21 protein-coding genes are annotated in these 25,967 nt (G+C 60.5%); 14 read left to right on the plus strand and 7 right to left on the minus strand.

What is annotated here, in order from left to right; all coding sequences use genetic code 11:
- Nucleotides 1-4: 4 nt before the first annotated feature.
- Both dapD and CSING_RS05270 read right to left on the minus strand, forming a co-directional pair.
- The gene (gene dapD, locus CSING_RS05265) at nucleotides 5-976 is read right to left on the minus strand and encodes a 2,3,4,5-tetrahydropyridine-2,6-dicarboxylate N-succinyltransferase (protein ID WP_042530338.1); all 972 of its coding nucleotides are present in this window, start codon (nucleotides 974-976) and stop codon (nucleotides 5-7) included.
- A gap of 18 nt (nucleotides 977-994) precedes the next feature.
- Nucleotides 995-2,353 carry an amino acid permease gene (locus tag CSING_RS05270; RefSeq protein WP_042530340.1) on the minus strand — a complete coding sequence of 453 codons (1,359 nt, stop codon included), beginning with the start codon at nucleotides 2,351-2,353 and terminating at the stop codon, nucleotides 995-997.
- Nucleotides 2,354-2,392: 39 nt separating this feature from the next.
- On the opposite strand from CSING_RS05270, the gene dapE reads away from it, so the two are divergent.
- From dapE to CSING_RS05300, 7 genes are read left to right on the plus strand one after another with little or no spacing between them, the layout of a single operon-like run.
- On the plus strand, nucleotides 2,393-3,532 hold the full coding sequence (dapE, locus tag CSING_RS05275) for a succinyl-diaminopimelate desuccinylase (protein ID WP_201773970.1): 1,140 nt from the start codon (nucleotides 2,393-2,395) through the stop codon (nucleotides 3,530-3,532).
- 6 nt (nucleotides 3,533-3,538) lie between these two features.
- Complete coding sequence (locus CSING_RS05280) at nucleotides 3,539-4,309, plus strand: LOG family protein (RefSeq protein WP_042530344.1); 771 nt, start codon at nucleotides 3,539-3,541, stop codon at nucleotides 4,307-4,309.
- A gap of 26 nt (nucleotides 4,310-4,335) precedes the next feature.
- Nucleotides 4,336-5,148 (plus strand): dihydropteroate synthase, encoded by an 813-nt coding sequence (folP, locus tag CSING_RS05285; RefSeq protein WP_201773988.1) that lies wholly within the window; start codon nucleotides 4,336-4,338, stop codon nucleotides 5,146-5,148.
- The gene (locus CSING_RS05290; protein ID WP_042530348.1) at nucleotides 5,145-5,876 is read left to right on the plus strand and encodes a glucosyl-3-phosphoglycerate synthase; all 732 of its coding nucleotides are present in this window, start codon (nucleotides 5,145-5,147) and stop codon (nucleotides 5,874-5,876) included. The genes folP and CSING_RS05290 overlap by 4 nt, the downstream gene beginning before the upstream one ends.
- Nucleotides 5,877-5,879: 3 nt before the next feature.
- Entirely contained in the window at nucleotides 5,880-6,200 is a 321-nt protein-coding gene (locus CSING_RS05295; RefSeq protein ID WP_141741457.1) for a DivIVA domain-containing protein, read from the plus strand.
- Nucleotides 6,201-6,234: 34 nt separating this feature from the next.
- On the plus strand, nucleotides 6,235-6,402 hold the full coding sequence (locus CSING_RS13280; RefSeq protein WP_070537056.1) for a DUF3117 domain-containing protein: 168 nt from the start codon (nucleotides 6,235-6,237) through the stop codon (nucleotides 6,400-6,402).
- 9 nt (nucleotides 6,403-6,411) lie between these two features.
- Nucleotides 6,412-7,302 carry a methyltransferase domain-containing protein gene (locus CSING_RS05300; protein ID WP_042530350.1) on the plus strand — a complete coding sequence of 297 codons (891 nt, stop codon included), beginning with the start codon at nucleotides 6,412-6,414 and terminating at the stop codon, nucleotides 7,300-7,302.
- A gap of 84 nt (nucleotides 7,303-7,386) precedes the next feature.
- On the opposite strand, the gene CSING_RS05305 is transcribed toward CSING_RS05300, so the two are convergent.
- Nucleotides 7,387-8,844 (minus strand): GH32 C-terminal domain-containing protein, encoded by a 1,458-nt coding sequence (locus CSING_RS05305; protein WP_042530352.1) that lies wholly within the window; start codon nucleotides 8,842-8,844, stop codon nucleotides 7,387-7,389.
- Nucleotides 8,845-8,855: 11 nt separating this feature from the next.
- Nucleotides 8,856-10,016: a glycogen synthase gene (gene glgA / locus CSING_RS05310; RefSeq protein ID WP_042530354.1), complete on the minus strand. Its 1,161-nt coding sequence runs from the start codon at nucleotides 10,014-10,016 to the stop codon at nucleotides 8,856-8,858.
- A 133-nt stretch (nucleotides 10,017-10,149) separates the two neighbouring features.
- On the opposite strand from glgA, the gene glgC reads away from it, so the two are divergent.
- Nucleotides 10,150-11,367 (plus strand): glucose-1-phosphate adenylyltransferase, encoded by a 1,218-nt coding sequence (glgC, locus tag CSING_RS05315; protein WP_042533190.1) that lies wholly within the window; start codon nucleotides 10,150-10,152, stop codon nucleotides 11,365-11,367.
- A gap of 124 nt (nucleotides 11,368-11,491) precedes the next feature.
- On the opposite strand, the gene CSING_RS05320 is transcribed toward glgC, so the two are convergent.
- Entirely contained in the window at nucleotides 11,492-12,139 is a 648-nt protein-coding gene (locus CSING_RS05320) for an O-methyltransferase (protein ID WP_042530356.1), read from the minus strand.
- 173 nt (nucleotides 12,140-12,312) lie between these two features.
- On the opposite strand from CSING_RS05320, the gene sigE reads away from it, so the two are divergent.
- The 3 genes from sigE (at nucleotide 12,313) to CSING_RS05335 (ending at nucleotide 14,212) form a co-directional block, all read left to right on the plus strand.
- A complete protein-coding gene (gene sigE, locus CSING_RS05325) occupies nucleotides 12,313-12,975 on the plus strand; it encodes an RNA polymerase sigma factor SigE (RefSeq protein ID WP_042530358.1) in 663 nt (220 codons plus the stop codon).
- A 68-nt stretch (nucleotides 12,976-13,043) separates the two neighbouring features.
- Nucleotides 13,044-13,493, plus strand: a complete 450-nt coding sequence (locus CSING_RS05330; RefSeq protein WP_042530360.1) for an anti-sigma factor family protein — start codon at nucleotides 13,044-13,046, stop codon at nucleotides 13,491-13,493.
- 53 nt (nucleotides 13,494-13,546) lie between these two features.
- Entirely contained in the window at nucleotides 13,547-14,212 is a 666-nt protein-coding gene (locus CSING_RS05335; RefSeq protein WP_042530362.1) for a Sec-independent protein translocase family protein, read from the plus strand.
- Here CSING_RS05335 and CSING_RS05340 read toward each other — a convergent pair whose 3' ends face one another.
- The gene (locus tag CSING_RS05340; RefSeq protein ID WP_042530364.1) at nucleotides 14,213-15,352 is read right to left on the minus strand and encodes an Mrp/NBP35 family ATP-binding protein; all 1,140 of its coding nucleotides are present in this window, start codon (nucleotides 15,350-15,352) and stop codon (nucleotides 14,213-14,215) included.
- Between the two features lie 99 nt (nucleotides 15,353-15,451).
- Between CSING_RS05340 and CSING_RS05345 the strand changes: the two genes are divergently transcribed.
- The 3 genes from CSING_RS05345 (at nucleotide 15,452) to CSING_RS14045 (ending at nucleotide 24,082) form a co-directional block, all read left to right on the plus strand.
- Nucleotides 15,452-16,237 carry a hypothetical protein gene (locus CSING_RS05345; protein ID WP_236684045.1) on the plus strand — a complete coding sequence of 262 codons (786 nt, stop codon included), beginning with the start codon at nucleotides 15,452-15,454 and terminating at the stop codon, nucleotides 16,235-16,237.
- A 272-nt stretch (nucleotides 16,238-16,509) separates the two neighbouring features.
- Entirely contained in the window at nucleotides 16,510-20,325 is a 3,816-nt protein-coding gene (locus tag CSING_RS13895; protein ID WP_236684046.1) for a G5 domain-containing protein, read from the plus strand.
- Nucleotides 20,326-20,392: 67 nt separating this feature from the next.
- On the plus strand, nucleotides 20,393-24,082 hold the full coding sequence (locus tag CSING_RS14045; RefSeq protein WP_236684047.1) for a G5 domain-containing protein: 3,690 nt from the start codon (nucleotides 20,393-20,395) through the stop codon (nucleotides 24,080-24,082).
- A 79-nt stretch (nucleotides 24,083-24,161) separates the two neighbouring features.
- Here the strand turns inward: CSING_RS14045 and CSING_RS13290 are convergent, their stop codons facing one another.
- On the minus strand, nucleotides 24,162-25,685 hold the full coding sequence (locus CSING_RS13290) for an IS1634 family transposase (RefSeq protein ID WP_084226172.1): 1,524 nt from the start codon (nucleotides 25,683-25,685) through the stop codon (nucleotides 24,162-24,164).
- Nucleotides 25,686-25,967: the final 282 nt, after the last annotated feature.

A 25,967-nucleotide genomic window follows, 5' to 3' on the forward strand; every position in this document is an offset into this window, starting at 1 on the left:
TCGCTTAGTTGTTGTGCAGGTCCTCGTTGAGGGCCACGGCATCGGACTTCCAGTCCACGGCTTCAACGGCACCAGTAGTGGAGTTGCGGCGCAGCAGCACGCCGGAGACACCGGAGAGCTCGGAGCCCTTGACGGTGTCGCCCTCGGAAAGCTCGAGGGCCTGCGCAATCTTGCCAAAGACTGCGATCTTGGTACCTGCGGTGACGTAGAGGCCGGCTTCGACGACGGCGTCGTCTCCAAGCGAAATGCCCACGCCGGAGTTTGCGCCGAGCAGGCAACGCTCACCGATGGAAATGACCTCCTTGCCGCCACCGGAGAGGGTGCCCATGATGGATGCGCCGCCGCCGATATCGGAGCCATCGCCCACGACAACGCCCGCCGAGATGCGGCCCTCCACCATGGAGGCGCCCAGGGTGCCGGCGTTGAAGTTGACGAAGCCCTCGTGCATGACGGTGGTGCCCTCAGCCAGGTGGGCGCCGAGGCGGACACGGTCGGCATCACCGATGCGCACGCCGGACGGGACAACGTAGTCCACCATGCGCGGGAACTTGTCCACGGAGTAGACCACGACCGGGCCGCGGGAGGCGAGGCGGCCACGAACCATCTGGAAGTCAGCAACAGCGCAGGGACCGTAGTTGGTCCACACGACATTGGCCAGCTTGCCAAAGATGCCCTCGACGTTCAGGCCGTGAGGCTTGACCGCACGGTGGGAGAGCAAGTGGAGGCGAAGGTAGGCATCGTAGGTATCGGCCGGTGCCTCATCCAGATCCTTGATGGAGGTCTCCACGGCGATGCGGGCTACGCCGCGCTCCTCGTCAGGGCCGACAAGGGCAGCGAATTGCTGCGGAGCCTCCTCCAAGCGTTGGGTGCCGCTGGCGTCTACAGGGGTATCGATGTGGACTGCGGGGAACCAGACATCCAGGACGGTGCCGTCGTGGGTAATGGTTGCCAGGCCGCGTGCGGAAGCAGTAGTCATAGCGTCACACCCTAGCAGCTACTCAACGACGTGTCGCTTTTTCCTACCGGGCAGTAGGTGGAAGATCACAATCAGCCCAGCCGTCATGATGAGGACGGCGGAGACTTGCTGGCGGGCGGAGGCGTCGAAAAGCATCAGCACCGTCAGCCCCACCAAGGCCAGCACGGTTAGCCACGGCAACCACGGATAACCGGGCACGCGCAGAGTGGTGAGCTCACCGTTGGCTTTCAGTTCGGGGTGCAACTTGATGAAGGAGGCCACGATGAAAGACCAAATGACGAGGAGGCAACCGCCCACGGCGTTGAAAAGAAAAGCCAGCAGCCCCGGCGGGTTCCAGTACTGGAGGATGACTGACGTAAAGGCGCACATGATGGACAGGAGCACAGCAAAGATGGGGGCGCCTGACGTGTTGAGCTTGAGGAAGACATGGTGGGCGCTGTGGTCCTTGGCCATGTCATAAACCAGGCGGGAGGTGGCGTACATCTGCGCATTAAATGCTGAGAGCAGCGCTAGCGCAATGATGGTTTCCATGAAGCCCGCCGCGAAAGGAATCTGCGCGGCTTTGAGTACCAAGGTAAACGGAGAATCGGCCGCTACATCAGCGTCTTGGATGGCGCTGAAAGGCAGCGCCATGGTGATGACGATGATGGAGCCGATGTAGAAAATCATGATGCGCACGATGATGGCGCGCACTGCGGTGGCCACGTTGCGGGCGGGATTCTCGGATTCGGCTGCGGCGATCGTCACCATCTCGATGCCGCCGAAGGCAAAGGCCACCGCCAACAGGCCAGCGGCAAAACCTGGCCCGCCGTGCGGCAGGAAGTTATCGGTGAAGTTCGTGCCCGCCTGTTCCAGGGACATGCCGGGCAAGACGCCGACAGCCATGAGCACACCGACGCCTAGGAAGGCGAAGATGGTGCCCACCTTGATGATGGCGAACCAGAATTCGAACTCGCCGAAACCACCCACGGCGGCAAGGTTGACCACCGCGAAGAACACCACGGCCACGAACGCGGGAATCCACGGTTCCACGCCCCACCAGCTGGAAATAATGGCCGCGGCGCCGGTAATCTCCGCGCCCATCACCATAACCAGCATGAACCAGTACAGCCAGCCCAGCGTAAATCGGGCCCAGGGGCCGAAGGCCTGGCCGGCGTACGTGGAGAAAGCACCTAGAGAAGGCCGGGCGGAAGCCATCTCTCCCAGCATCCACATCACCAGTGCGATAAGGAGGCCGGCTACCGCGTAGGACACGAGAACGGACGTGCCGGACATTTGGATTCCTAGGCCGACCCCCAGAAAAAGCCCCGCACCGACTGCGGAGCCGAGCCCCATCATGGTGAGGTGTCGGGTTTTGAGTTGTGTGGCCGCAGCCATGGGACATCACCTTCAGCAACGTTGATTGTTTGCAATGGGATGTACTTTACGCAATGCACTAACTGGCGGGGGACGCTAGCATGGCGGGTTGTGACTTTAAATCTTTTCGCCGACCCCATCGATCTCACCAAGGCGCTGGTGGACATCCCCAGCCCCTCCCATCATGAGGAGGAGATCGCCACTGCCGTTGAGGACGCGCTGCGCAGCCTTGACCCGAACGTGGTGGAGGTTCAGCGCTACGGCAACACCGTGTGTGCCCGCACCAACCGTGGCTTTGACACCCGAGTGGTGCTGGCGGGCCATATCGATACGGTGCCGCTGGCGGATAATGTGCCCCACGCGATGTCGGAGGATGGCTGCACCATGTATGGCTGCGGCACCGTGGACATGAAGTCCGGGATGGCCATTTATCTCAATGCCTTCGCGCAGCTTTATGACTCGGACGAGTTGAAACACGATTTGACGGTCATCGCCTATGAGGGGGAGGAGGTCGCCACCGAATTTAACGGCCTGGGACACCTGCAGAATGACCATCCGGACTGGCTGGAGGGAGACCTTGCGCTCCTCGGTGAACCTTCTGGCGCGATGATTGAGGCTGGCTGCCAGGGCACGATCCGCCTGCGCGTCACGGCACACGGCACCCGCGCGCATTCTGCCCGCGCCTGGCTCGGCGCCAACGCCGCCCACACCTTGGCCCCAGTCATGCTCAACGTAGCGAACTACCAGCCGCGCGATGTGGAGATTGATGGCTGCACGTACAAGGAGGGCCTTAACATCGTCCACCTTGAATCGGGGGTGGCCACCAATACCATTCCGGATGAGGCGTGGATGTTCGTCAACTTCCGCTTTGCTCCTGACCGCACCTCTGAGGAGGCCCTGGCGCATATGAAGGAAGTCATTGGTGAGCATGACAACGTCAGCATCGAGGTCGATGACATCGCCAGTGCCGCCATGCCGGGGCTGGGGCAGGCGGCGGCGCGTGCGCTTGTCGACGCCGTCGGGGGCAACGTCCGCGCCAAATACGGATGGACCGACGTCGCCCGCTTCTCCGAGATGGGAACCCCGGCCGTCAACTTTGGCTCCGGCGATCCGGGCTTTGCTCACAAGAAAGATGAACAAGTCCCCGTCGAGCAGATTAGCGCCGTGTCTCATGCACTTTTGAACTACCTGAAGGGATAACACACCATGACTCCTGAGCAACTGCGTACCCTGCGCGGACCTCTTCTCGTGCGGACTGCCGGTGAGCAGTCCTCCACCTTCGACCAGCGCCTGCTTGAATCCGGCGCGGACCACGAGTGGCAGCATGCAGATCCATGGCGTGTCCTGCGCATCCAGGGCGAATTTGTCGACGGTTTCGATGCCCTGGCCAAGCTGCCCAAGGCCGTCACCGTCTTTGGCTCGGCACGCACGAAGGAGGATGACCCGAATTACGAACTCGGTGTCACTGTGGGCAAGCGCCTTGCGGAGGCAAAGTACGCCGTTATTACCGGCGGTGGCCCCGGCATCATGGAAGCAGCCAACCGTGGCGCTCACGAGGCCGGCGGGCTCTCGGTAGGCCTGGGCATTGAACTGCCTCACGAGCAGGGCCTCAACCCGTACGTGGATCTGGGCCTCAACTTCCGCTACTTCTTCGCGCGCAAGACCATGTTCCTCAAGTACTCCCAGGCCTTTATCTGCCTGCCGGGCGGCATGGGCACCATGGATGAATTCTTTGAGGTCATGTGCATGGTCCAGACCGGCAAGGTGACCAACTATCCCATCGTGCTCATGGGTACGGAGTATTGGTCCGGCCTGGTTGAGTGGATGAAGAACACCCTGTCGGAGGGCGGCTTCATCAGCCCCGAGGACTTGGATCTGTTCCTAGTGACCGATGATCCGGACGAGGCCCTAGCCCACATCGTGGCGGCGCACAAGGTGATGTCGGACAAGCGCGTGCGGGAGCAGGAGGGCAAGTGAGCCCAAACCGTGGTCTTGCCCAGGTTATGGCGATTGTGAATCGCACGCCAGATTCCTTTTATGACCAGGGCGCTACCTTTCAGCTTGATCCGGCAGTGGAGCGAGGGGAGCAGGCGCTTGCCGACGGCGCCTCCATCATCGACATCGGCGGCGTCAAGGCCGGCCCGGGCCAGCACGTCGACGCTGCCGAAGAAATAGAGCGTGTGGTGCCGACCATCGCCCAGCTTCACCGCCGCCACCCGGAAGCGCTGATCTCCGTGGACACGTGGCGTGCCGAGGTTGCCGAGGCCGCGATTGACGCCGGTGCTCGCCTAGTCAACGACACGTGGGCGGGCTGGGACCCGGAGCTCATCGAAGTCGCGGGGCAGAAGAAGGTGGGCTATGTGTGCTCGCACACCGGCGGGGTGGTTCCGCGTACCCGCCCGCACCGCGTGCACTTTGATGACGTGGTGGCGGACGTTATCTCCGAAACGACACGGCTGGCGGAGAAAGCCGCGGACCTCGGATGCCCGGAGGAGTTGACCTTCATCGATCCCACGCACGACTTTGGCAAGAACACCTTTCATGGCTTGGAGCTGTTGCGCCGCATCGACGAGGTGGTGGCTACGGGGTGGCCGGTGCTCATGGCTTTGTCGAATAAAGACTTTGTGGGTGAGACACTCGACCGTGCGGTGGATGAGCGCGTAGCGGGCACCTTGGCGGCTACGGCGTGGTCGGCTGCGCGCGGTGTGGCGGCCTTCCGTGTGCACGAGGTTGGGCCCACCCTGGATGTCATCCGCATGACCGCTGCGATCCGCGGGGAGATGCAGCCTCTGGCCACAACGCGTGGGTTGGCATGAGAGTCTCCGTCGTCATTCCGGCGCTCAATGAAGAGCGCACCGTGGCGCATGTGGTGCGCTCCTGTCTGGCCGATGTGCCGCACGAGGTCCTCGTCATCGACGCCGATTCCAGTGATGAAACCGCAGCGGAAGCTGCGGCGGCTGGGGCGACAGTCCTGAACTGGCGGGAAATCCTGGAGGAGGCGCCGCGGCCCGGCAAGGGTGAATCTCTCTGGCGCGGCGTGGCTGCGGCAGAGGGTGACATCGTTGTGTTTATCGACGCCGACCTCGAATCCGCCGCCCCCGGCATGGTGAACGCCCTGACCGAGCCCTTCGTTGATCCCCACATCCAGATGGTGAAAGCACGCTATCAGCGCAGCTACAAGGGCACGCCCACTGGCGGCGGCCGCGTGACGGAACTGACCGCTAAGCCCCTGCTGCGCGAGTTTTTCCCGGAGCTTGCGCACATTGACCAGCCCTTGGGCGGCGAATATGCGCTCCGCCGCGCGGCCGCGCTGGAACTGCCATTCGTGGACGGTTATGGGGTGGAAGCGGGGCTGCTGGTGGACGTCGCTAAGCGCTATGGCCCCCACGCCCTCTCGGAGGTGGACCTGGGCACCCGTGCGCATCGCAACCGCCCACTTGTCGAACTGGCGCCCATGGCAGATGTGGTGGCACAAACCATCCTGTCGCGCGCCGGGGTACGTGGCCCGGTGCCACAACGTCCGCCATTCGTGGGTAGGATTTAGCGCATGATGTCCTGGATTCTTCTCATCGTCGTGCTTATCGCTCTCGTCATTATCGGTACGTGGGCATGGGGCAGCATTGTCGGCCGTGGCACCGTCATGGATACTCCTGACGAGCCCGTTGACGTCGACTTAGAGAACCTTCGCGCCCTTGACGATGGGCGCTTCGACGACCTGCGCTTTGACGTCGTCCCGCGTGGTTACCGCCAGGACCAGGTGGACGCGCTTATTGCCGCCGTGGAACGTCGCATGAGCGCCCCGGAGGGCGGCGCCGCGGTGCCGGTTGGTGATAGCGCGCCGGCTGAAGGCGAAAAAGGGCTAGACTAGAAGGAAGTTAAAAAATAGTCGAAGGAGACTCACTATGGCAGCGATGAAGCCCCGCACTACGGGTGGAGAAATGGAAGCAGTAGAGGAGTCCCGCAAGATCGTGATGCGCATTCCTTCTGACGGGGGTGGCCGTATCGTCATCGAGCTCAGTAAAGAGGAAGCAGCCCAGCTCGGTTCACTCCTTGTTGAGGTTTCTAGCTAGTCTAGGAGCATGCTTTCACATATCGTCGATATTCTGGCCGATCCTGCCGATGGCAGCGCCCTGCAGGGCGCGGATGACTTTGCTCGCCTCGTGTCGGAGACCGGCCATTCCTATGATGTGGCCAAGCAGGGCTATGTCACGCTGGCAGCCGGCGCAGGCCTGAAGCATCAGGGCGATGACGCCTCCATGGTCACTGCGCGCGAGACCTACCTGGCTATGGGCCACTTCGCGCCCTTTGTGGAGGCGGTGACTGGCGCGGTGCAGGACGCCCTTGAAACGCAGGATGCAGCTGAGCATGCTGCGGGCTTGGATGAGCACACTGCTCCGGCACTCCTCGAGGTTGGCGCTGGTACCGGCTATTATCTAGCCCACACCCTTGATTCCATCGAGGGGGCACGTGGCGTGGGTCTCGATATCTCTACGCACGCAGCCAAGCATCTGGCTAAGTCCCATGAGCGCGTCGGCGCCGTGGTAGCGGACGTGTGGGAGCGCCTGCCCATTCGTGATAACTCTATTCACGCCATTTCCGTGGTCTTTGCACCACGTAACCCGGCGGAGTTCCAGCGCGTGTTGGCGCCCGGCGGCGAGGTCATCGTTTTGACCCCGCAAGCAGGCCACCTGGATGAGTTGCGCGAGCCGCTCGGCATCCTCGGAGTGGAAGAGGGCAAGGTAGAACGCCTCTACGCCCAGGCCGAGGGTTTCCTGGAGCAGGCCGCAGAGCCGGTCGATATCTCTTTCCCCATCACACTGGATAAGGCCTCCATTGCCGCCCAGGTGGGGATGAGCCCCTCGGCACGTCACATCAGCGCCGAGGAGCTCGCCGAGCGCATGGCCTCCCTTCCGCAGGCGCTCACCGTGACTGCACACGCGCGCCTTGACCGTCTGCGTTCGGCGTCCTAAACACCGCTCAGCGTCTCCCCGCACGGCTCCAGCGTCCGAACCCTGAACCGTCCGAGCGCTGAGCCGTGCGGTCGTCCTTCAGCGTCAGGAGCGCTTGGAGCCTGTGCGGCTCCAGCACTGTTCGATGACAGCCTCGCCCTCGGTGGAGACCTCGATGGCGGAGCAGCCGCCCTCGAAGTACACGCGGGAGCTCATGGCGACCAATCCGCCGTCGACGAATACCTCCACGCTGGCGCCATCCTGAATGATGGTGAGCGTGTCTGAGTCGCCTTCTGCCAGCGGGGCAACGGCAGGCGCAGAGTCCTTGAAGTAGTGATCGAAGGCCTTGGACATGGAACGGTCCAGGCTGATCTCCTCACCGGTGTGGCGGATGACCGCTGCGGGATCACCAGAGCCATCGAGCAGCCTCACCGAGACGCTGGAGCCCTCCGGAACCTCGAGTACACCGGTCCACGACTGCGCATAATCAGACAGCTTGACCGCATCCGGCAACCCCTGCGCCGGGGTCTGGTACAGCACCCCGCCCTGCAGCGTGACGGCACGTGGCAGCGACAGGCTGTTGGCCCATCCTTCGGCCTCCCACGTGGGGTGCTTTGTGGCGTCATCGCCGCGGCCATTGCCGTTGAGCAGGCCCAGGATGACGGCGCGGTCATAGCGGTGTTCCTGAGGAATGGTTCCCGTGGTGGTGTTGGTATTGCGCGGGCGGGAGAAATCATGGCCAAAGTCCACGAGCTGGAAACCCTTGGACACGGTGAACTCCGTGCCGTCGAGGCGGCCCACAATGTAGCCGGAGACATCGCGCCCGGCTCGCTCCAAGGTGACGAAGAGGACGTCGTAGATCTCCTCATCCACCTCATCGCGCAGGCGTACGAGGCGCGGTGAGACAACTGGTGGGATCGGGGAGGTTGCGGGCACCTCATCCTCGTTGAAGCCGGGATCGCCGTTAAAGCTCAGCTTGCCCAGGACGGACCACGTCTCACCATCCGGGCTATCCAAGATGACGGGCACGGGGGCATCGGAGTGCCCGGTGAGCGCGAGCATGAGCCAGCCGTCGTGGCCCTCATCACGGTCTTCCTTAGCCCAGTCGGGGACCACCGACGGGGAGCGGAAACGGTCAAAGTCGGTATGGGCACTCACGGCCTCGCCAAAGCGGACCACATCAGGATCGAGCGCGTTCGGGTCATCCGACACAACGCATTCGTCGGCGAAGTCGGTGTAGCGCGCCAAGCGGACGTTGGTGCCGACCGACGTTACTGAGGTGAAGTACAGGTTGAGAGCGTCCCTGCCCTCAGCCACGGAGCCAGCGCGCAGCGAAAGTTCGCCTCCCACGGGCGCGAGGACGTCATCGCAGTCGAGCCACGCGAACGGCGTTTCCGCGGAGTAGCTGTGTCCCCAGCGAGCCGGTTGGTCAGGCTCTGGGCGGTACTGATGGAACAGGTGCCACGTATCGCCGTCACGGACGATGCCCGCTGGGGCGTCGAGGACACCCGTTTCGGGGACGAAGTGGAGTTCTGGTCGGTGTTGCTGTTGGGATTGCGTCACGGCAGTCCTTCCTACATCAACGAGCGGTAAATGTCCACGGTCTGTTGCGCAATGGTGGCCCAGGAGAACTCACTAATGGCGCGTTCGCGTCCGGCGGTACCGAAGCGTTGTGCCAGTTCAGAGTCCGCAGCCACGCGGTTGACCGCAGCGGCAAGGTCAGCCTCAAATGAGGCCTCATCGTCCTCGTCATAATGCACGAGGACGCCGGTTTCACCATCCACGACAACCTCCGGAATGCCACCGACATCGGAGGCCACCACCGCGGTACTGCAGGCCATGGCTTCTAGGTTGACGATTCCCAGCGGCTCATAAATGGACGGGCACACAAACACATCGGCGCCGGAATAGACCTGCTTAATCTCCTCGCGGGAGAGCATTTCCTTAACCCAGAACACGCCATCGCGCTGGGCGCGCAGCTCCTCCACGAGCGCCTCGGTTTCCGCGGCTATCTCCGGGGTGTCAGGTGCGCCGGCACACAGCACAAGTTGAATGTCCTCATCAAAGCTCTGTGCGGCCTTGAGCAGGTGCTTTACACCTTTCTGGCGGGTGATGCGGCCGACGAAAGCGGCGATGGGGCGCTGCTTGTCGACGCCCAGCTTGTCCAGCACCGGCGCCTCTCCCGGTTGCCAGACCTCGGTGTCAATGCCGTTGAGGACCACATGGACCTTGTCGGCGTCAACGCGCGGGTACGCATCCAAGATAGAGTCCTTCATACCGGCAGATACGGCAATGACGGCATCGGCGTATTCCATGGCGTTTTTCTCTGACCACGAGGAAATGTCATAGCCGCCGCCCAGCTGCTCACGCTTCCATGGGCGGTGCGGCTCCAGCGAGTGGGCAGTCACGACATGGGGGATGCCGTAGAGGCGGCCAGCCAGGTGGCCGCCGAGGCCGGTGTACCACGTGTGGGAGTGGGCCACGTCGATATCAGAGGCCGCGTTGGCCATGCGCAGGCCAGTGGACAGCGTCTGCAGTGCAGCGTTGGCCTCGGTCTCCTTCAGCTGCGGATCCACACCATGAACGAAAACATCCTTTTCATCGCGTGGGGACCCCGTGCAGTGAACGGACACATCAATGATCTCGCGCATGAAGCGGGTCAGCTCCGCAACGTGGACGCCCGCTCCGCCGTAAATCTCCGGCGGGTACTCCTTAGAAAAAATTCCGGCTCTCATACTCGCCCAGAATACGTATCTTCCATCGCACGCGCAGAAGGTTGAGCACGGCGGCGGTGGTGCGGGCGTGACGGGGGTGAAAGCGTGCAAGTTTTCCCTGCGGAATGACGAGAAAGAAGTTAAATTAGGTGTCGTGAGAAGCCTACCTAATGTCCTTGCCATTGTCCTCGCCGGCGGCGAGGGTAAGCGTCTTTTTCCGCTGACGGAAGATCGCGCTAAGCCCGCCGTTCCATTTGGTGGTTCCTACCGCCTCATCGACTTCGTGTTGTCCAACCTCGTTAATGCCGGTTTCCTCAAGATTGCTGTCCTGACGCAGTACAAGTCCCACTCCCTGGACCGTCACATTTCTCAGGCGTGGAACCTGTCGGGCCCGACTCCGCAGTTCATCGCCTCTGTCCCAGCTCAGCAACGCCGTGGTAAGCGCTGGTACAACGGCTCGGCCGATGCCATCGTGCAGTCCCTCAACCTCATTTATGACGAGAAGCCGGATTACGTCATCGTCTTCGGCGCCGACCACGTATACCGCATGGATCCGGCCCAGATGGTGGAGGAGCACATCGCCACCGGCCTCGACTGCTCGGTCGCTGGCATTCGCGTTCCCCGCTCGGAAGCCTCCGCTTTTGGCTGCATCCAGGCTGATGGCATGGGCACGATCACCGAGTTCGTGGAGAAGCCAGCCGACCCGCCAGCAACCCCGGATGACCCGAATATGACCTATGCGTCGATGGGTAACTACGTCTTCACCACCGAGGCACTTATTGAGGCCCTCCTGCAGGATGAGAAGAACGAGGACTCGGACCATGACATGGGCGGTGACATCATCCCGTACTTCGTCAAACGTCAGCAAGCACACGTCTATGACTTCATGGCCAATGAGGTCCCTGGCGCCACGGAGCGTGACCGCGGATACTGGCGTGACGTCGGTACCATCGACTCCTTCTATGAAGCACACATGGACATGATTTCGGTGCACCCGATTTTCAACCTCTACAATCGTGCGTGGCCAATTCACTCCACCGATGATTCCAACTTCCCGCCGGCGAAGTTTGTGCAGAACGGCATTGCCCAGTCCTCGATGGTGGCCCCAGGCTGCATCGTTTCGGGCGGCACGGTCCGCAATTCCGTGTTGGCCTCGGATGTTCACGTGGCCGATGGTGCGACGGTGGAAGGCTCCGTCATTCTGCCTGGCGTTCGCATCGGACGCGGTGCCGTGGTGCGCCGCGCGATCTTGGACAAGAACGTCGTCGTGAGCGACGGCGCCATTATCGGTGTGGACCGTGAGCGCGATGAACAGCGCTTTAAGGTCTCCGATGGCGGCGTCGTGGTCGTGGGCAAGAATCAGACGGTCTAAAACGCCCCCGGTTTTCTCTCACGAGTGAACTCCAAGGACAGGAAATCCCGGCTCCTTCATCCCACCGGGGGTGAGGAAGCCGGGATTTTTATTTGTGGTGCCCGGCTTTTCTACAGCGTTGCTTCTACAGCTTGGTAATGAGCGTGAGGCCCGCGCCATAGGGCAGGCGAGTGACGGCTGCGCCCTCCAGCGAACGAGCAAGCTCGTCGGTCTCGCGCGCAGCGGCGGTGTCACGGTCGGTACGGGAGGCATCAGCCACCGTGCCGTCCAGCAAAGAATTGGCCAGCACCAGCGTGCCGTGCTGATGCAGCAACGGCCACGCGGCCTTCACCAGCGCCGGCATGTCGAGGGCCGGAACCTCGGCATAGATTACCTGGTAGGTGTCATTGGCTAGGCGGCCCATAATGTCAAGCGGACGGGAGGGCAAGAAGCGGCCGCGGCTGGGGGAGTAGCCGGCCTCACGGAAGGTGTTCTTCGCGCTTGCTTGGTGCTCGGCCTCCGGATCGATGCAGGTGAGGATGCCGTTCTCGGGCATGCCTGCGAGCAAGTACAGGCCCACCACGGAGGCTGCCGGGGTAATCGCCACCGCCTGTGGGCGCGAGGAGGTTCCGGAGGAGATCGCCGCCAGAGTGCTCAGAAGCTGGCCGGTGGATTCATCCGGGACCGGTAGTCCGTACTCCTCAGCGTGGGCACGGGCACTGGTCAGAGCCTCGGAAGCCTCGCTGGTGGATTCGATGAAGGATCGCATTGCGTCATAAGCCGTAGTAGTCACAGAGAAAACCATAGTGAAATCACCGCCGCCGTGGGTTAAGAATCGCGAGGGAAGCCCACGGATGCCGTGCCCTGTGTGGCGTGAGTAGCGCATGAAAGCGGTGGGATGGATTCACAGGCTGCTCACAGTGCTGTGGCTGGAGATCTGTTGCCGTCTATAGAATGATGTGTTTCATGACGAAAAAGCAGCGCGAGAACACTACCCCGCTCAGCTCCGAGGATCAGATTAGTGCCGTGGAAGAACACGGCGTTGAGACTGAAGAGCTGACCGGTACCGCTGCCTTCGATGCCGGTGAAGCGGATATGCCTTCATGGGGCGAGCTCGTGGCTGAGCACGCCGATGGCGTGTACCGCTTGGCCTACCGCCTTTCTGGTAACCAGCACGATGCCGAAGATCTGACGCAGGAAACCTTTATGCGCGTCTTCCGTTCCTTGGACAAGTACCAGGCCGGCACTTTCCAGGGCTGGCTGCACCGCATCACCACTAACCTCTTCTTGGACATGGTGCGCCACCGCTCGAAGATTCGTATGGAAGCTCTGCCCGAGGACTATGAGCGGGTGCCCGGTACGGACATGACCCCAGAGCAGGCCTACTCCGTGGCCAACCTGGATCCGGCGTTGCAGTCCGCGCTGGATAATCTGGCACCGGATTTCCGTGTCGCGGTTGTTCTGTGTGATGTCGTGGGCATGACCTATGACGAGATTGCGGAGACCCTCGGTGTGAAGATGGGCACTGTTCGCTCCCGCATTCACCGCGGCCGCTCCCAGCTGCGCGCCGCGCTGGAAAAGGAAGCGCAGACCAACGCGGACGCTCGCAGCCTCCTCCGCACGCGCTAGACTGGCCGGAAGAGTGTGAGCCTGAATTGCGGTGTGCACGCTGAACTGAGGTGAGAGGAGCATGTGCTGTGAGATCTTTAGATGATAAGAATCACGGGCGTCCTCTCACTTTGACCAGCATCTTTACTGAAGCTCAAGCAAAAGTCCGTGACAAGGCCAAAGCACGCGCGCAGCGCGCGGACACCATTGGACATTTGGGCCCTGAGGCCGTTGTAGCCTTTGTTGATGGCGAGATGCCCGCAAAGTATGCGCACCGTGTTCGTATTCATCTTGTGCACTGCGCCGAGTGCCGCGCGGAGATTCAGCATCAACGCAATGCCGCCGAGTGGGTTCGCGAATGCAGTGTGGAATCTCATGTGAAGGCCCCTGATTCCCTCATGGCCAAGTTGGCGGGAATCGCTCACGACGGTGCTGGGCCGGGGCCGGACGCGGAAGAGCCTGCGCATCAGCCACGCCAGGATTTCTTGGACAAGGTGGAGATGGTGGTGCGTGCCATCAAGCACAACCAGCGCTCCTAGGTTGGGGCACGCTCGTCCCCCGAGTGAGACCACGACGTGGTTAAGATAGTTTCGTGTTTTCCTCAATTGGTTGGCTGGAGATCCTCGTCATTGTTCTCCTCGGCCTCGTCATCATCGGCCCAGAGCGCCTTCCCGGCGTTATTATGGACGTTCGCGCAGCGGTCTATGCCGCACGCAAGGCTATTAATAACGCAAAGGCTGAGCTCAGTGGTGAAATGACCGGGTTGGGTGCGGAGTTCGATGACCTCCGCGTTCCGCTGAGCCAGGCAGCACAGTGGTCGCGCTTAGGACCGCGCGGGGTGATTACAAAGGCGCTTTTCGACGGCGACGACTCAGCCTGGGATGACTTCAACCCCAAGAAGATGGCGGAGGACATCAAACACAGCACTGACCCCTCATTGCAGGATACGGCCACCCCGGCGGTGCAGCCGGGGCAGCGCCCACACCAGACCGGTGCGCCCGCGGCGCCAGTAACATCGCAGGAGCAGCAGCCGGGGCGACCGACCTTCGATTATTCGAAGATCTACGCTGACCCCAACGCTGGCACCGTCGGGGCAGCGCACCACACACAACCGGCAACCGGACAACCGGCAACAGGGCAGACACCGGGGCACGCCACGGCAGAGTCGGCCGGCCAAACCACAGAAAACACGCAACCCCCACACGGCGGGAATTCATCCACCGGCGGGGGCAGCGTGTCGTGGGAGGATGTGACCTAGTTAGCCCTTGCGGGTCACGCCGAGGCCAAGCTTCTTGCCCACAAGGGAATCGGAGCGCACGGCGATTGACTCTGCCACGGAGTTGATAGCCTTCGTCGCAGGGGATTCGGGAGCCTTGATGACGATGGGGGTTCCTTCATCGCCAGCCGCGCGCAGGGCCGGATCGAGGGGGATAGTTGCCATGAGGGGAACGTCGTGGCCGAGAAGAACGCTGAGGCGTTCAGCGACAACCTTTCCGCCGCCCTCACCGAAGATGTCCATGGTGGAGCCATCCGGCAAGACCATGGCACCCATGTTCTCGATCACGCCGGCGACACGCTGGCGAGTTTGCTGAGAGATGGAACCGGCGCGCTCGGCTACCTCGGCGGCAGCAGCTTGCGGGGTGGTGACGATGAGTAGCTCGGCGTTGGGGATGAGCTGGGCTACAGACAGTGCCACGTCACCGGTGCCGGGCGGGAGGTCAAGGAGGAGGACATCGAGGTCGCCCCAAAAGACGTCCGCGAGGAATTGCTGGAGTGCGCGGTGCAGCATGGGGCCGCGCCAGACGACGGGTGCATTGCCCTCGACGAACTGGGCAATGGAAATGTGCTTGATGCCATGTGAAATGGGCGGGAGCAGCATTTCATCATCCAGCACTGTCGGGCCATCGGTGGAGCCCAACAGGCTGGGAACGGAGTGTCCGTAGATATCGGCGTCCACAATGCCGACCTTGAGGCCCTTTTCCACGAGGGCTGCTGCCAAGTTCACCGTGACGGAGGACTTGCCCACGCCGCCCTTACCAGAGGCCACGGCGAAGACGCGTGTGGTGGACTCCGGCTTGGCGAAGGGAATCTCCGGTTCGGCCTGGCCACCGCGTAGCTTCTGCTTGAGCTCCTGGCGCTGCTGATCACTCATGGGCGTCATAGAGATGGCAATATCACCGACGCCATCGAGCTCTGCTACCGCCGCGCGAGTATTGGACTCAATAGTGCTCTTCATAGGGCAACCCGCGATGGTGAGATACAGCTCGATGTCGACGTCCGCACCATTAATGGTGACGTCCTTGACCATGCCGAGCTCAGTGATGGGGCGGCCGATTTCGGGGTCGTCGACGCGGCCGAGCGCGTCGCGAACTGCTGATTCAGTAATTGCGCTAGTCATAACCCGTCCCAGTCTAATCAACTGCTGTATCGGTGAGCTACACCGCTACAGCTGACCGAGTGTGTAAGATTCAGCACGACGCCTCGTCATGCTTAAACAGTGTTGAATAGAAAGAACGCCCTCGATTTGATGCCTCGTCTTATGCCCTCTGCCCGCACCGCCACGCGTTTCGGTGGGGTTATGGCGACGGTGGTCATGGGGGCGTCGATAAGCGCCTGCTCTGGGTTCGAGCCAACTCCGGACCCGAAACCAGTAGCCTCAGCCCCTATCACCATCAGGATTGATCCGACCTCGCACGAACAGCGTGTGTTGGCGGAAATCTACCGGCAGACGCTCCGTGACGAAGGCCGCGCCGCTACTGTTTCCCAAGAACCAATGCTTGTTCAGCATGGGGATCATGACGATGGCATGAGTCGGAGCGGAAACTTCTTTGTTGGCTGCACCGGAGTTTTTCTCGACGCGTTTGATCCCGTGGCTGCCCGCGCGGTGTCCAAGGACTATGTCACAGACCAGGAAGGTGACCCTTCCGGTGAGGATTTTCTGGAGCGTTCTCACATCGCTCTGATGGCCTCACTTCCGCCGGAGCTCTCTGTGGTGGAGCCCGCCGGTGCTCAGGGGTGCCCTAACGCGCGGCCAGAGCTGCCGCAAAATTACGTTGTGGTGTACCAAGATGGACTCTTCAACCGCGACGAAAAGCTGGAAATCGCTTCTTTCACTAAATTCCTGACGGAACAGGACCTTGATGAAGTGGTCGAAGAAGTCAAGGCCTCCGATGATTTCGAAGGTGCCGTTCGTGCCTGGATGGAAGCCAACCTTATGCAAAACCTCAATGAATCGGGCGATTCCGACTCGTCTGGTGGTTCAGACTTGGTGAACGACAAATAGCACAATTATCCGTTTATACATTAGGTATAATTCCAGCGTATGGGGGGATGGGGATTTCCCGCGAACTGACTGCAACCTTGGGGGAACTTCACTAGAATGTCGGTGTGAATTAAGTGCTGTCTGTGTCCCAACTACGTGGCATTGCTTGTATGCATGTTTGGTTAAGTGGATCTTCGCGGCTAAAATAGCTTCTGACCTCTACTTTTGCCAGATATTTCAGTAGGGATTACGGCACAGTGCACCCATATTCCATTCAGGAAGGACTCTCTCACATGGCATCAGACCGTCAGAAGGACGCGGCCCGTCACCGCTCCACATCCGGCATCGCAGTGGTCTCCGCGATCGCCGTTGCGTTGGGCACCGCCGCCATTATTCCCGGCGTGTACAGCCAAGGAAACAAAGCTGAGGTTTCAGACATCCAGCAGGTAGCGGACGCGCAGTTCACCGGCGGTATCCGAGGAACCGATGGCAGCGGGGCCATCGAGCGTGCGGAGCAGTTAGCCTCCGATATCGGTGCCGGCAGCTGTACGGTCGGTTTCAGTGGCCAGCAAGGAAGCAAGGGTGGCTTTAGTTTCTCCGTTCAGGAACCGAGCAATACTTCCCCTAACAAGCGAGAATTCGGCGTAAACGTCAAAATGGATAGTTCTAAAGATAGAACTTGGACCGATTTTGTAGTTACGGGCTCAAATAATAAAGCTCCGGTGACTCTTCATGACGTTGCTGCGATGGCGCCGGGCGATGAAGTTGGCGGTGAGAACATCACCGATTCGACCTCGTCAGTGATGTCTATTAACAAAGCAGGGCGACAACCTAAAACTGCAACTATTGCAGCAGATTTAAACGATGATGACATCGCCGCAGCTGCTTCTGAGAGTGGTGTGTCCTACGGTTGGAAGGATTACTATACGGAGGACAATGATGTAAAAGACAAGCAAATTTTCAATGTGGCTGATGCTTCAGTCTCGTTCAACCCGTGGCCGAGCGAGAACATCGAATGTAACCCCATCACGGTGTCGTGGGAGTCTTTCGAGAAGCATGTGATCGTGCCTGGAGAGGAGACGAAGGTCGGCACCGTCAACGTCCCCAAGCTGTCTAAGAGCAACCACGAGGACTCGTTGCCCACGGACGACTCGTTGTCCCGCATGGTCGTAGAAGCCTATGACGGCAACCGCAAGTTCATCGGCACCTCAGACCCAGCAGCGTCCGGTGGTGAGCAGCTCCTGCGTATCGACGAAACGACCGGTGACATCTACTTCACCTGGCCAGAGTACCGCGGTACCGACCTGGCTACCGACAAAAACGTGAATTTCTCCGTTCTGGCGAAGCCACGTACCGTGGACCAGCTCCAGACAGCCGCTACGCACAACAGCGAATTTGGTCGCGCATTCGACAGCTCGAACTCGCTGACGCGCTACAACACGGCGAACGTCATCGACTCAAAAGCGTTCTCCCTGGACGATACCGAGTACCACGATCCGAAGTACGACAAAACAGACGCTTCGATCATCTCGGGCGTCGATAGTGCTACCGGCCCGCTGGCTACCGAGCCACAGAAGGTCACCTTCACCCAGGTACCAGATCTGATCAAGGAACTGGCGAAGAAGAAGAGCGAGGGCGGCTTTGAAGCTGAGGTGACCCTCGACGAGAAGTACGTTTACGAGGGCTGGTCCGTGGAGATGGACGAGGACTACAACGTCACCGTCACCGCTCCGGATACTCCGCGCCCAGGCACCTTCGCCCGCCCTGTCGTAACAGTGGAGTACTCCAACGGCTCCACAGACAAGCTCGAACTGCTCGTCGTTGTCGACCCGAACAACACCCAGGTCACCGACCTGGTGCGCCCGGATCTGACGAAGGGAAAGATTGGCGATGACCTGACCGCGCAGGTGGGCACGAAGCCCATCATGAAGGGGCATTCCCCAGTCCACCCAGCCAAGTTTGAGATCGACCCGTCCACTGTTCCTGAAGGGTGGACCGTCACCGTCGATGAGACCGGCAAGGTCACCGCGAAGGCTGACGACACCGTTTCACCGGGCACCATCATCACCCCGAAGGTGAAGGCGACCTACCCGGACAAGACCACGGACGAGATCGAGACCCAGTTCCAGGCGATCGTCGACATTAAGATCCCTGACTACGACACCGTCACCAATAAGCCGACCGCCAAGGTCACTCTCAAGCCCGCGATTCCCGAGCGTGGCCTGAGCGGCAACACGGCCGATGAAGCTCCGAAGCGTTACACCTTCCCGGAAGGCAAGACGGAGTACACCCACACGGATGACAGCGGCACGTGGACCGTCAAGATCAACGAGAACACTGGTGAAATCTCCACGACCATTCCGAAGACCGCACCCGAGGGCTACATCCTGGACGTCCCAGTCCTCGCGTACTACGACAACGTTGACAAGCCGCAGCAGGTGAAGGGCACCGTCGTTGTTCTGAAGAGCGACATCTCTCCGACGTACTCCGTTGAGTCCACCGGCCCGAATCAGGCTGTGAACCACAACGTCCAGGACGCCCCTAAGGGTTCGAAGTTCTCTTTCGGCAATGATGAGAACGGCGCACCGATCACCGAACAGGAAGTCGACGGCTGGAAGTACACGGTCGACCCGAACACGGGTGTCGTTTCTTCCACCCCGCCAGCAGATGCCAAGCCGGGTGACAAGAAGACCATCAACGTTACTGTGACGACGCCGGACGGCTCCACCCCGCTGGCGCCTGTCACCACCGTGGTGAACCTGACCAACAATTGGGAAGCCGATCCGACCTATCCTAAGGAAACGGTTTACCCGGGTGGAACCGCGAAGTTGCCGGTGACTCTCGAAAAGCCGGAGAACGTCCACGTCGCAAAGGATAGCCCCTACAAGTTGGGCACCATTCCCGATGGCTGGACCGTGACCATCGACGACAATGGCCAGATCACCGCAACCGCACCTGCGGATGCGAAGCCGGGCGACCAGGTCAAGCTTCCGGTCACCGTGACCTACGAGGACGGCTCTACCGACACCGCTTACGCAGTAGTGAACGTTGTTGACGTGCCGACGCGTGAGATGCCGTTCGACGTCGAGTACAAGTACGATCCCACCATTCCTGCTGGCGAGTACAAGGTTGAAACCAAGGGCGAGCCGGGCTCGGAGAAGATGAACGAGGATGGCACTTGGAAACAGACCAAGGCACCGATTAACGAGGTCGTCCTCGTCGGCACGAAGCCCGCTGAGGCCGCCGAGGATGTCACTTGGAAGGTCCCGATCCCGTACCCGACCGAGGTTCGCGAGAACCCGGACCTGGCACCTGGCGAGACCCGGGTTGTTCAGGAAGGCGAGAACGGCGAGAAGACCTACACCGCCAAGTTCACCGCCACGGGCTCCGAGGCACAGGTCGCTAAGGAAGAGACCACCAAGGATCCTGTCAAGAGGATCGTAGAGTACGGCCCGGGCCTTGCTCCGAGCGAGCTGGTGACCAAGACTGAGAAGCCAATTCCGTTCGAGACCAAGGTTGTCTTCGACGACACTCTCGAGGCAGGCGAGCAGGTTGTTGACCAGAAGGGTGAAGTTGGTACTGAGGTTGAAACCTCGATTCAGAAGATCGTGGACGGGAAACCTTCTGGTGACCCGACGGTGACGACTGAGCGCACCAAGGAGCCGACCAAGCAGATCATTCGTGTGGGCACCAAGACCACCGGTACTACCACCGAGACAGTTACGTCTGAGGTTCCGTTCGGTGTGAAGGTCGAGTTCGATCCGAACTTGCCGGCCGGTACGTCTGAGGTTGTGACCGAGGGCAAGCCAGGTAAGAAGACCACCACGGTGACCCAGAAGGTCACCAACTCCCAGCCGGATGGCGAGGCCACCGTGGAGGAGAAGATCACCGAGCAGCCTGTCGATCAGGTCATCAAGGTCGGCACCAAGCCGTCCGAGGCCTCCGAGAAGGTCACCTGGACTGCCCAGGTTCCGTTCGAGGTTATTACCCGACCGAACCCGGAACTGAAGCCGGGCGAGATCAAGGTCGTCCAGAAGGGCGTGCCCGGTGAGAAGACCTACAGTGCTGACTTCTCTGCCAAGGGTGACCAGGCAACTGTGACCCCCTGAAGAGAAGCAGACCAAGGATCCGGTCGACGAGATCATCGAGTACGGCCCAGCCGCTGAGGACACCTCCGTGGTGACCAAGGTTGAGAAACCTGTTCCGTTCGAAACTGAGATCGTCTTCGACAACACCCTCAAGGAGGGCGAGCAGAAGCTTGATCAGCAGGGTGAGACTGGTACCGAGGTTGTCACTTCGACTCAGAAGATCAAGGACGGCAAACCGGACGGCGATCCGACCGTCACCACTGAGCGCACCAAGGAGCCGGTCAAGCAGATCATCCGCGTTGGTACCAAGACGGAGGGGGAGACTTCCAACTCCGTAGAAACCGAGGTTCCGTTCGGCGTGAAGATTGAGTACGACCCGACGATTCCTGCAGGTGAGTCCGAGGTGGTTACCGAGGGCAAGCCGGGTAAGAAGACCATCACCGTGACCCAGAATGTCACCAACTCCAACCCGGATGGCGAGCCCACTGTGGAGGAGAAGGTTACCGAGCAGCCGGTGGACCAGGTCATCAAGGTCGGCACGAAGCAGGCTACTGCCACCGATACGGTGGAGTGGACTGAGCCGATTCCGTATGGAACGACCGTGCGCCCGAATCCGGATCTTGCTCCTGGTGAGACCAAGGTGGTCCAGGAAGGCAAGAATGGTGAGGCTTCGTACACCGCTACCTTCACGGGAACCAATGGCAAGGCAGAAGTGACCGAAGCCAAGGAACGCACGGAACCCGTTGAGCGCATCGTCGAGTACGGTCCGCAGGCCGAGGATACGTCGGTAGTGACGAAGACCGAGAAGCCGGTGCCGTTCGAGACCGAGATCATCTTTGATGACACGTTGAAGGCGGGCGAGCAGGTCGTCGATAAGCAAGGTGAACTCGGTGCCGAGGTTGAGACCTCCACTCAGAAGATTGTCGACGGCAAGCCTTCTGGTGAGCCGACTGTGACCACCGAGCGCACCAAGGAGCCGACCAACGCGGTCATCCGCGTGGGAACCAAGACCGAGGGCACGAACACCACCGAGTCCGAGGTTGAGGTTCCGTTCGAGACCGAGATTCAGTTCGACGATTCCCTGCCTGCTGGCACCCAGGAGACCGTCCAGGAGGGCAAGCCGGGCAAGGATAAGGTCACCACGACTCAGACCATCGAGAACTCGAAGGTTACGGGAACGCAGACCACAACTGAACGCGTTGAGGAGCCGGTCAAGAAGATCATCAAGGTCGGCACCAAGGGTGAGACCACCTCTAAGACCGTTGAGTGGACTGAGAGCACCCCGTTCGAGGTTGAGGTTCGCGAGAACCCTGATCTCAAGGCCGGCGAGACCAAGATTGTTCAGGAGGGCAAGCCGGGCGAGGTCAAGCACACCGTCACGGTGACTTCTGATAACGGTGACATCACCACGGACGATTCGACTGAGACCATCAGCGAGCCGACCAAGCAGATCATCGAGGTTGGTACCGCACCTTCCCAGACTGAGCTGAGCGATAAGCACACCGAGCAGCTGCCGTTTGAGACGATCATTGAGGTTGATCCGAACCTCGAGGCCGGCAAGGTCATTGAGGACCAGGCAGGTTCCTTCGGTGAGAAGGAAGTAACCAAGGTTTGGAAGCTGAAGGATGGTGTAGCCGTAGGCGACCCGGAGACGACTGAGAACGTCACCAAGGAGCCGACCCCGCGTAAGCTCCGCATAGGTGCCAAGACCGTCACGGAGACCCAGAAGGTTACCGAGACGGAGAAGGTTACCGAGACGAACAACACCACGACGACCGTGACTGAAAAGGAGCCGGCACCGGCCCCCGCGCCGCAGATCGAGCGTTCTTTCTACGGTGTCCAACTGGTCAAGCCTGGCCAGTCTGAATCCCAGGATGTCAAGAACCACACGGACGGCAACACCTATGAGGTGCCGTCGGATGTTGATGGTTGGAGCGTCTCTGTTGATGAGAACGGCAAGGTGACGGCGACCGCACCGTCGACAGCAAAGTCTGGCGACTACATTGAGGTCCCAGTAACGGTGACCCCGAAGGATGGCAAGCCGTACGTGACCAACGCGGTGTTCATCGTCAAGGAGGACGCACCGATTGTGCCGCCGGAGCCGAGCGACCCAGAGGTCATCACGGCGCCGACCTACAACCCGGACGTCATCAAGGCTGGTGACACCAAGACGGTTGGTATCAACTACGGTCACACCGAGGGCAACACCTACGAGTTGGGTGAAGTTCCGTCTGGCTGGATTGTAACCATTGATGAGTCCACCGGTGAGCTGACGGTAACCCCGCCGGCTGACACCCCGAGCGGCACCATCAAGGAGATTCCGGTGAAGGTCACCACCAAGGATGGCGAGGTCTTTAACATCAAGACCGTCATCGGTGTGGTCAGTGATAACTGTGGTTGCGAACCGGTAGAGCCAGTTGAACCGACTGAGGATCCGAGCGAGGAACCTGGTAACACGGACAACAATCCGAAGCCAGAGCCAAACGATCCGGAGGTGCCAGCGGATCCGACCGGTGGCAGTGAGGAGCCGAATCCAGCGCCGGGTACTACCCCGACTGAGGATCCAACCGAGGACCCGACCGAGGACCCGACCGAGGACCCGACCGAGAACCCGACCGAGAACCCGACCGAGGACCCGACCGAGAACCCGACGGTTACCGTTACGGTCACTGAGGATCCGTCCAAGCCGACGCCGAGCGACGAGCCTAAGCCGACGAAGGAGGACCCGACGCCGTCTGGTGAGAACCCAACTGTGACGGTTACTGTGACCGAGACGCCGAACCAGCCGACCACGGATACTAAGCCGTCAGAGGGGCCGAAGGACCCAACTACGGACCCGAAGGACCCAACCGAGGACCCGACGCCGTCTGGTGAGAACCCAACTGTGACGGTTACTGTGACCGAGACGCCGAACAAGCCGACCACGGATACTAAGCCGTCAGAGGGGCCGAAGGACCCAACTACGGACCCGAAGGACCCAACCGAGGACCCGACGCCGTCTGGTGAGAACCCAACTGTGACGGTTACTGTGACCGAGACGCCGAACCAGCCGACCACGGATACTAAGCCGTCAGAGGGGCCGAAGGACCCAACTACGGACCCGAAGGACCCAACCGAGGACCCGACGGTTACCGTTACGGTCACTGAGGATCCGTCCAAGCCGACGCCGAGCGACGAGCCTAAGCCGACGAAGGAGGACCCGACGCCGTCTGGTGAGAACCCAACTGTGACGGTTACTGTGACCGAGACGCCGAACAAGCCGACCACGGATACTAAACCGTCAGAGGACCCGACCAAGCCAGCCGAGCCAAACGACCCGGACGAGCCAGGTACCCCAGAGGTTGACGGACTGTGGCCGGTACTCATCCCGCTGGTCCTGGTACCTGCGGTTCTTGGACACATCATGAACCAACCGCACAACCCGGCAGCGCCGGCGCAGCCGGCTAAGCCGCTGAAGCCGGAGACCCCGAAGGACGCGGTGGAGCAGCTGAAGCCGCAGGATCCCAAGGCTCCGAGTGAGGCAGAACAGCCGAACTCGATTGAGTCCAACGATGTTGAGTCCAAGGATGTTGAGTCCAACGATGTTCAGCCGAGCCAGAGCGACAACACCAGCCGCTACACTGGCACAAGCCCGAACACGACGGATTCCAACAAGAGCACCAACTCTGGTCTTCTAGCCAACACTGGTGCGAACGTCCTTGGCCTTCTTGCCGCAGGCCTAGCACTTATCGCTGGTGCCGCGCTGCTGCTGCGCCCTGGTCGCCGCAAGGAATCCTAGAACTGACGAGGATCCCTGGGGGCCGGCCTGGCCCTTAGGCAACGGCGTGACACGGCCGTGAAACCTGACTTGGCTCAAATTAGTGCCGAAGGGTTGGGGTGGTGATGGTGTTGACGAGGGTTTGGATTTCCGGGGGTAGTGGTACGGCGGCGTGGACGGTTTCGCCACCAATGACGAGTTGAAAGCTGCGGTATTTCTTGAGTGTTCTCACGAGGCGCTTGATGGATTGACCACTGCGGGTCTCCATCAGGTGGGCCACGGCTAGGGCTGCCATCACAATATGGAGATGTGCTGTGATCGAGTCTTGTTTCCTGGCGTAGATTGGGCGTGCTTTCAGGTCTGATTTCGACATCCGAAACGATTTCTCAATGTTGAATAACCTGCGGTAATGCCCGATAACCTCCTGGGCGTCAAGAGCGGTCAGGTCGGTTTCATAGCCTTTGATCCCGGCTAGGGCTCGGTGTTTGGCAGCAAGAGCGTAGTTGACCTTCTTGTTCGGGGCGGAAAGATCGATATAGCGGTTACGCTTGATAGCGATATCGCCGTCAACAGCCCGTTTAGCTTTTGCGACTTGCTCTTTGATTCCGCGCAGGCTGCGCCTAGCCCGATCGTGGGAGTACTGGTAATGCGTCACCGTATTCGGGGTTGTGTGTTTGCGCCCATCGCTTGCCGAGGCTTGTGTCCAGATCTGGCCGTGGGCGTAGTCTTCACCGGGGTTTTCCCGCCGCCAGGTTTCAATCACCTCAGGCACGGTGGGGGTTTTCACCGACACAATGTAGTGCAGACCTGCATCAATGAGTGCTTGTTTGTTCGCCGCGGAGAACATCCCCGCATCAGCAACGACGGTGACCTCGTCGAGCTGGTAGGCCTCTTGGAACCGTGTGATCATCGGCAGCATCGTGTGGGTTTCAGCCGAGTTGCCAGCAAACGCGCCCACATGCAGTGGAAACCCGGTGGCATCAGTAAGCAGCCCAACAAGGATTTGTGGCTCTACACGGCGCTCTTTGGAAAACCCGGGTTTGCGAAGCTCATCAGGAGTATCGGTTTCAAAGTACAAGGTGGTCACGTCGTACAAAATAAAAGTACCTGGCCCGATACCTGCATGATGCGCCAGCACTTGGGTTAATCCTTCGCCGAAGGCATCTGTAGCAAAGCCAGGCAGTCGGCGTTTAATCGTGGCGTAGCTTGCGCTTGTCACCCCAACTTCAGCAAGGGTTTCGATCGAATCAAACTTCGAGCCAGGATTAATCAACCGGGCACGCACCAGATCGCGAAACACCGGATCATCACCGCTTGCTGCAGCAAGACCTAACTCGTTGAAACACGCATCAATACAGTCCAACAAGTAACCAGCTCGCTGTGCTGTCACCGGCACCGGGTCATCAGCAGTTCCCCTGCTTGCTGAAGGCTCTACTCCAAGATCAAGGGTGAGTTGATCTGCATCAATAAGACGCCGGGCCTGGGCTTTAAGCTGCTCAACTTGATCAGGTGAGTGCCCTGATCCGACCTGTTGAAGCTTTTTCGACCCCCGATGCTCAGACCACACCACCTGCACCGCCGTCGCCCCGGAAGCGGTCTTGACAGTGCGAATGTATGGACTCACAAAATCAGACTACCGGCTACCCCCGCCGATACCCGCTTAGTGCCGAAAAAACAACCACCACAACACCAAACCCCCAGGCCACAATGTCAAGGGTGACCTTCATCACCTAACCGTGAGCCAAGTCAGGCCGCAAGGAATCCTAGAACTGACGAGGATCCCTGGGGGCCGGCCTGGCCCTTAGGCAACGGCGTGACACGGCCGTGAAAAAGAGCCCGAGCATCTGCTCGGGCTCTTCTTTGTATTCAGGGCACTCCGGAACTCATGTCCTTGCGAGGCCAGGGT

The sequence above is a fragment of the Corynebacterium singulare genome, assembly GCF_000833575.1.
GTDB classification, from domain to species: domain Bacteria; phylum Actinomycetota; class Actinomycetes; order Mycobacteriales; family Mycobacteriaceae; genus Corynebacterium; species Corynebacterium singulare.

Coding starts and splice junctions, on each gene's coding strand:
- dapD (WP_042530338.1), bottom strand. CDS start 976: ATGACTACTGCTTCCGCACGCGGCCTGGCAACCATTACCCACGACGGC.
- CSING_RS05270 (WP_042530340.1), bottom strand. CDS start 2,353: ATGGCTGCGGCCACACAACTCAAAACCCGACACCTCACCATGATGGGG.
- dapE (WP_201773970.1), top strand. CDS start 2,393: ATGTACTTTACGCAATGCACTAACTGGCGGGGGACGCTAGCATGGCGG.
- CSING_RS05280 (WP_042530344.1), top strand. CDS start 3,539: ATGACTCCTGAGCAACTGCGTACCCTGCGCGGACCTCTTCTCGTGCGG.
- folP (WP_201773988.1), top strand. CDS start 4,336: ATGGCGATTGTGAATCGCACGCCAGATTCCTTTTATGACCAGGGCGCT.
- CSING_RS05290 (WP_042530348.1), top strand. CDS start 5,145: ATGAGAGTCTCCGTCGTCATTCCGGCGCTCAATGAAGAGCGCACCGTG.
- CSING_RS05295 (WP_141741457.1), top strand. CDS start 5,880: ATGATGTCCTGGATTCTTCTCATCGTCGTGCTTATCGCTCTCGTCATT.
- CSING_RS13280 (WP_070537056.1), top strand. CDS start 6,235: ATGGCAGCGATGAAGCCCCGCACTACGGGTGGAGAAATGGAAGCAGTA.
- CSING_RS05300 (WP_042530350.1), top strand. CDS start 6,412: ATGCTTTCACATATCGTCGATATTCTGGCCGATCCTGCCGATGGCAGC.
- glgA (WP_042530354.1), bottom strand. CDS start 10,016: ATGAGAGCCGGAATTTTTTCTAAGGAGTACCCGCCGGAGATTTACGGC.
- sigE (WP_042530358.1), top strand. CDS start 12,313: ATGACGAAAAAGCAGCGCGAGAACACTACCCCGCTCAGCTCCGAGGAT.
- CSING_RS05340 (WP_042530364.1), bottom strand. CDS start 15,352: ATGACTAGCGCAATTACTGAATCAGCAGTTCGCGACGCGCTCGGCCGC.
- CSING_RS13895 (WP_236684046.1), top strand. CDS start 16,510: ATGGCATCAGACCGTCAGAAGGACGCGGCCCGTCACCGCTCCACATCC.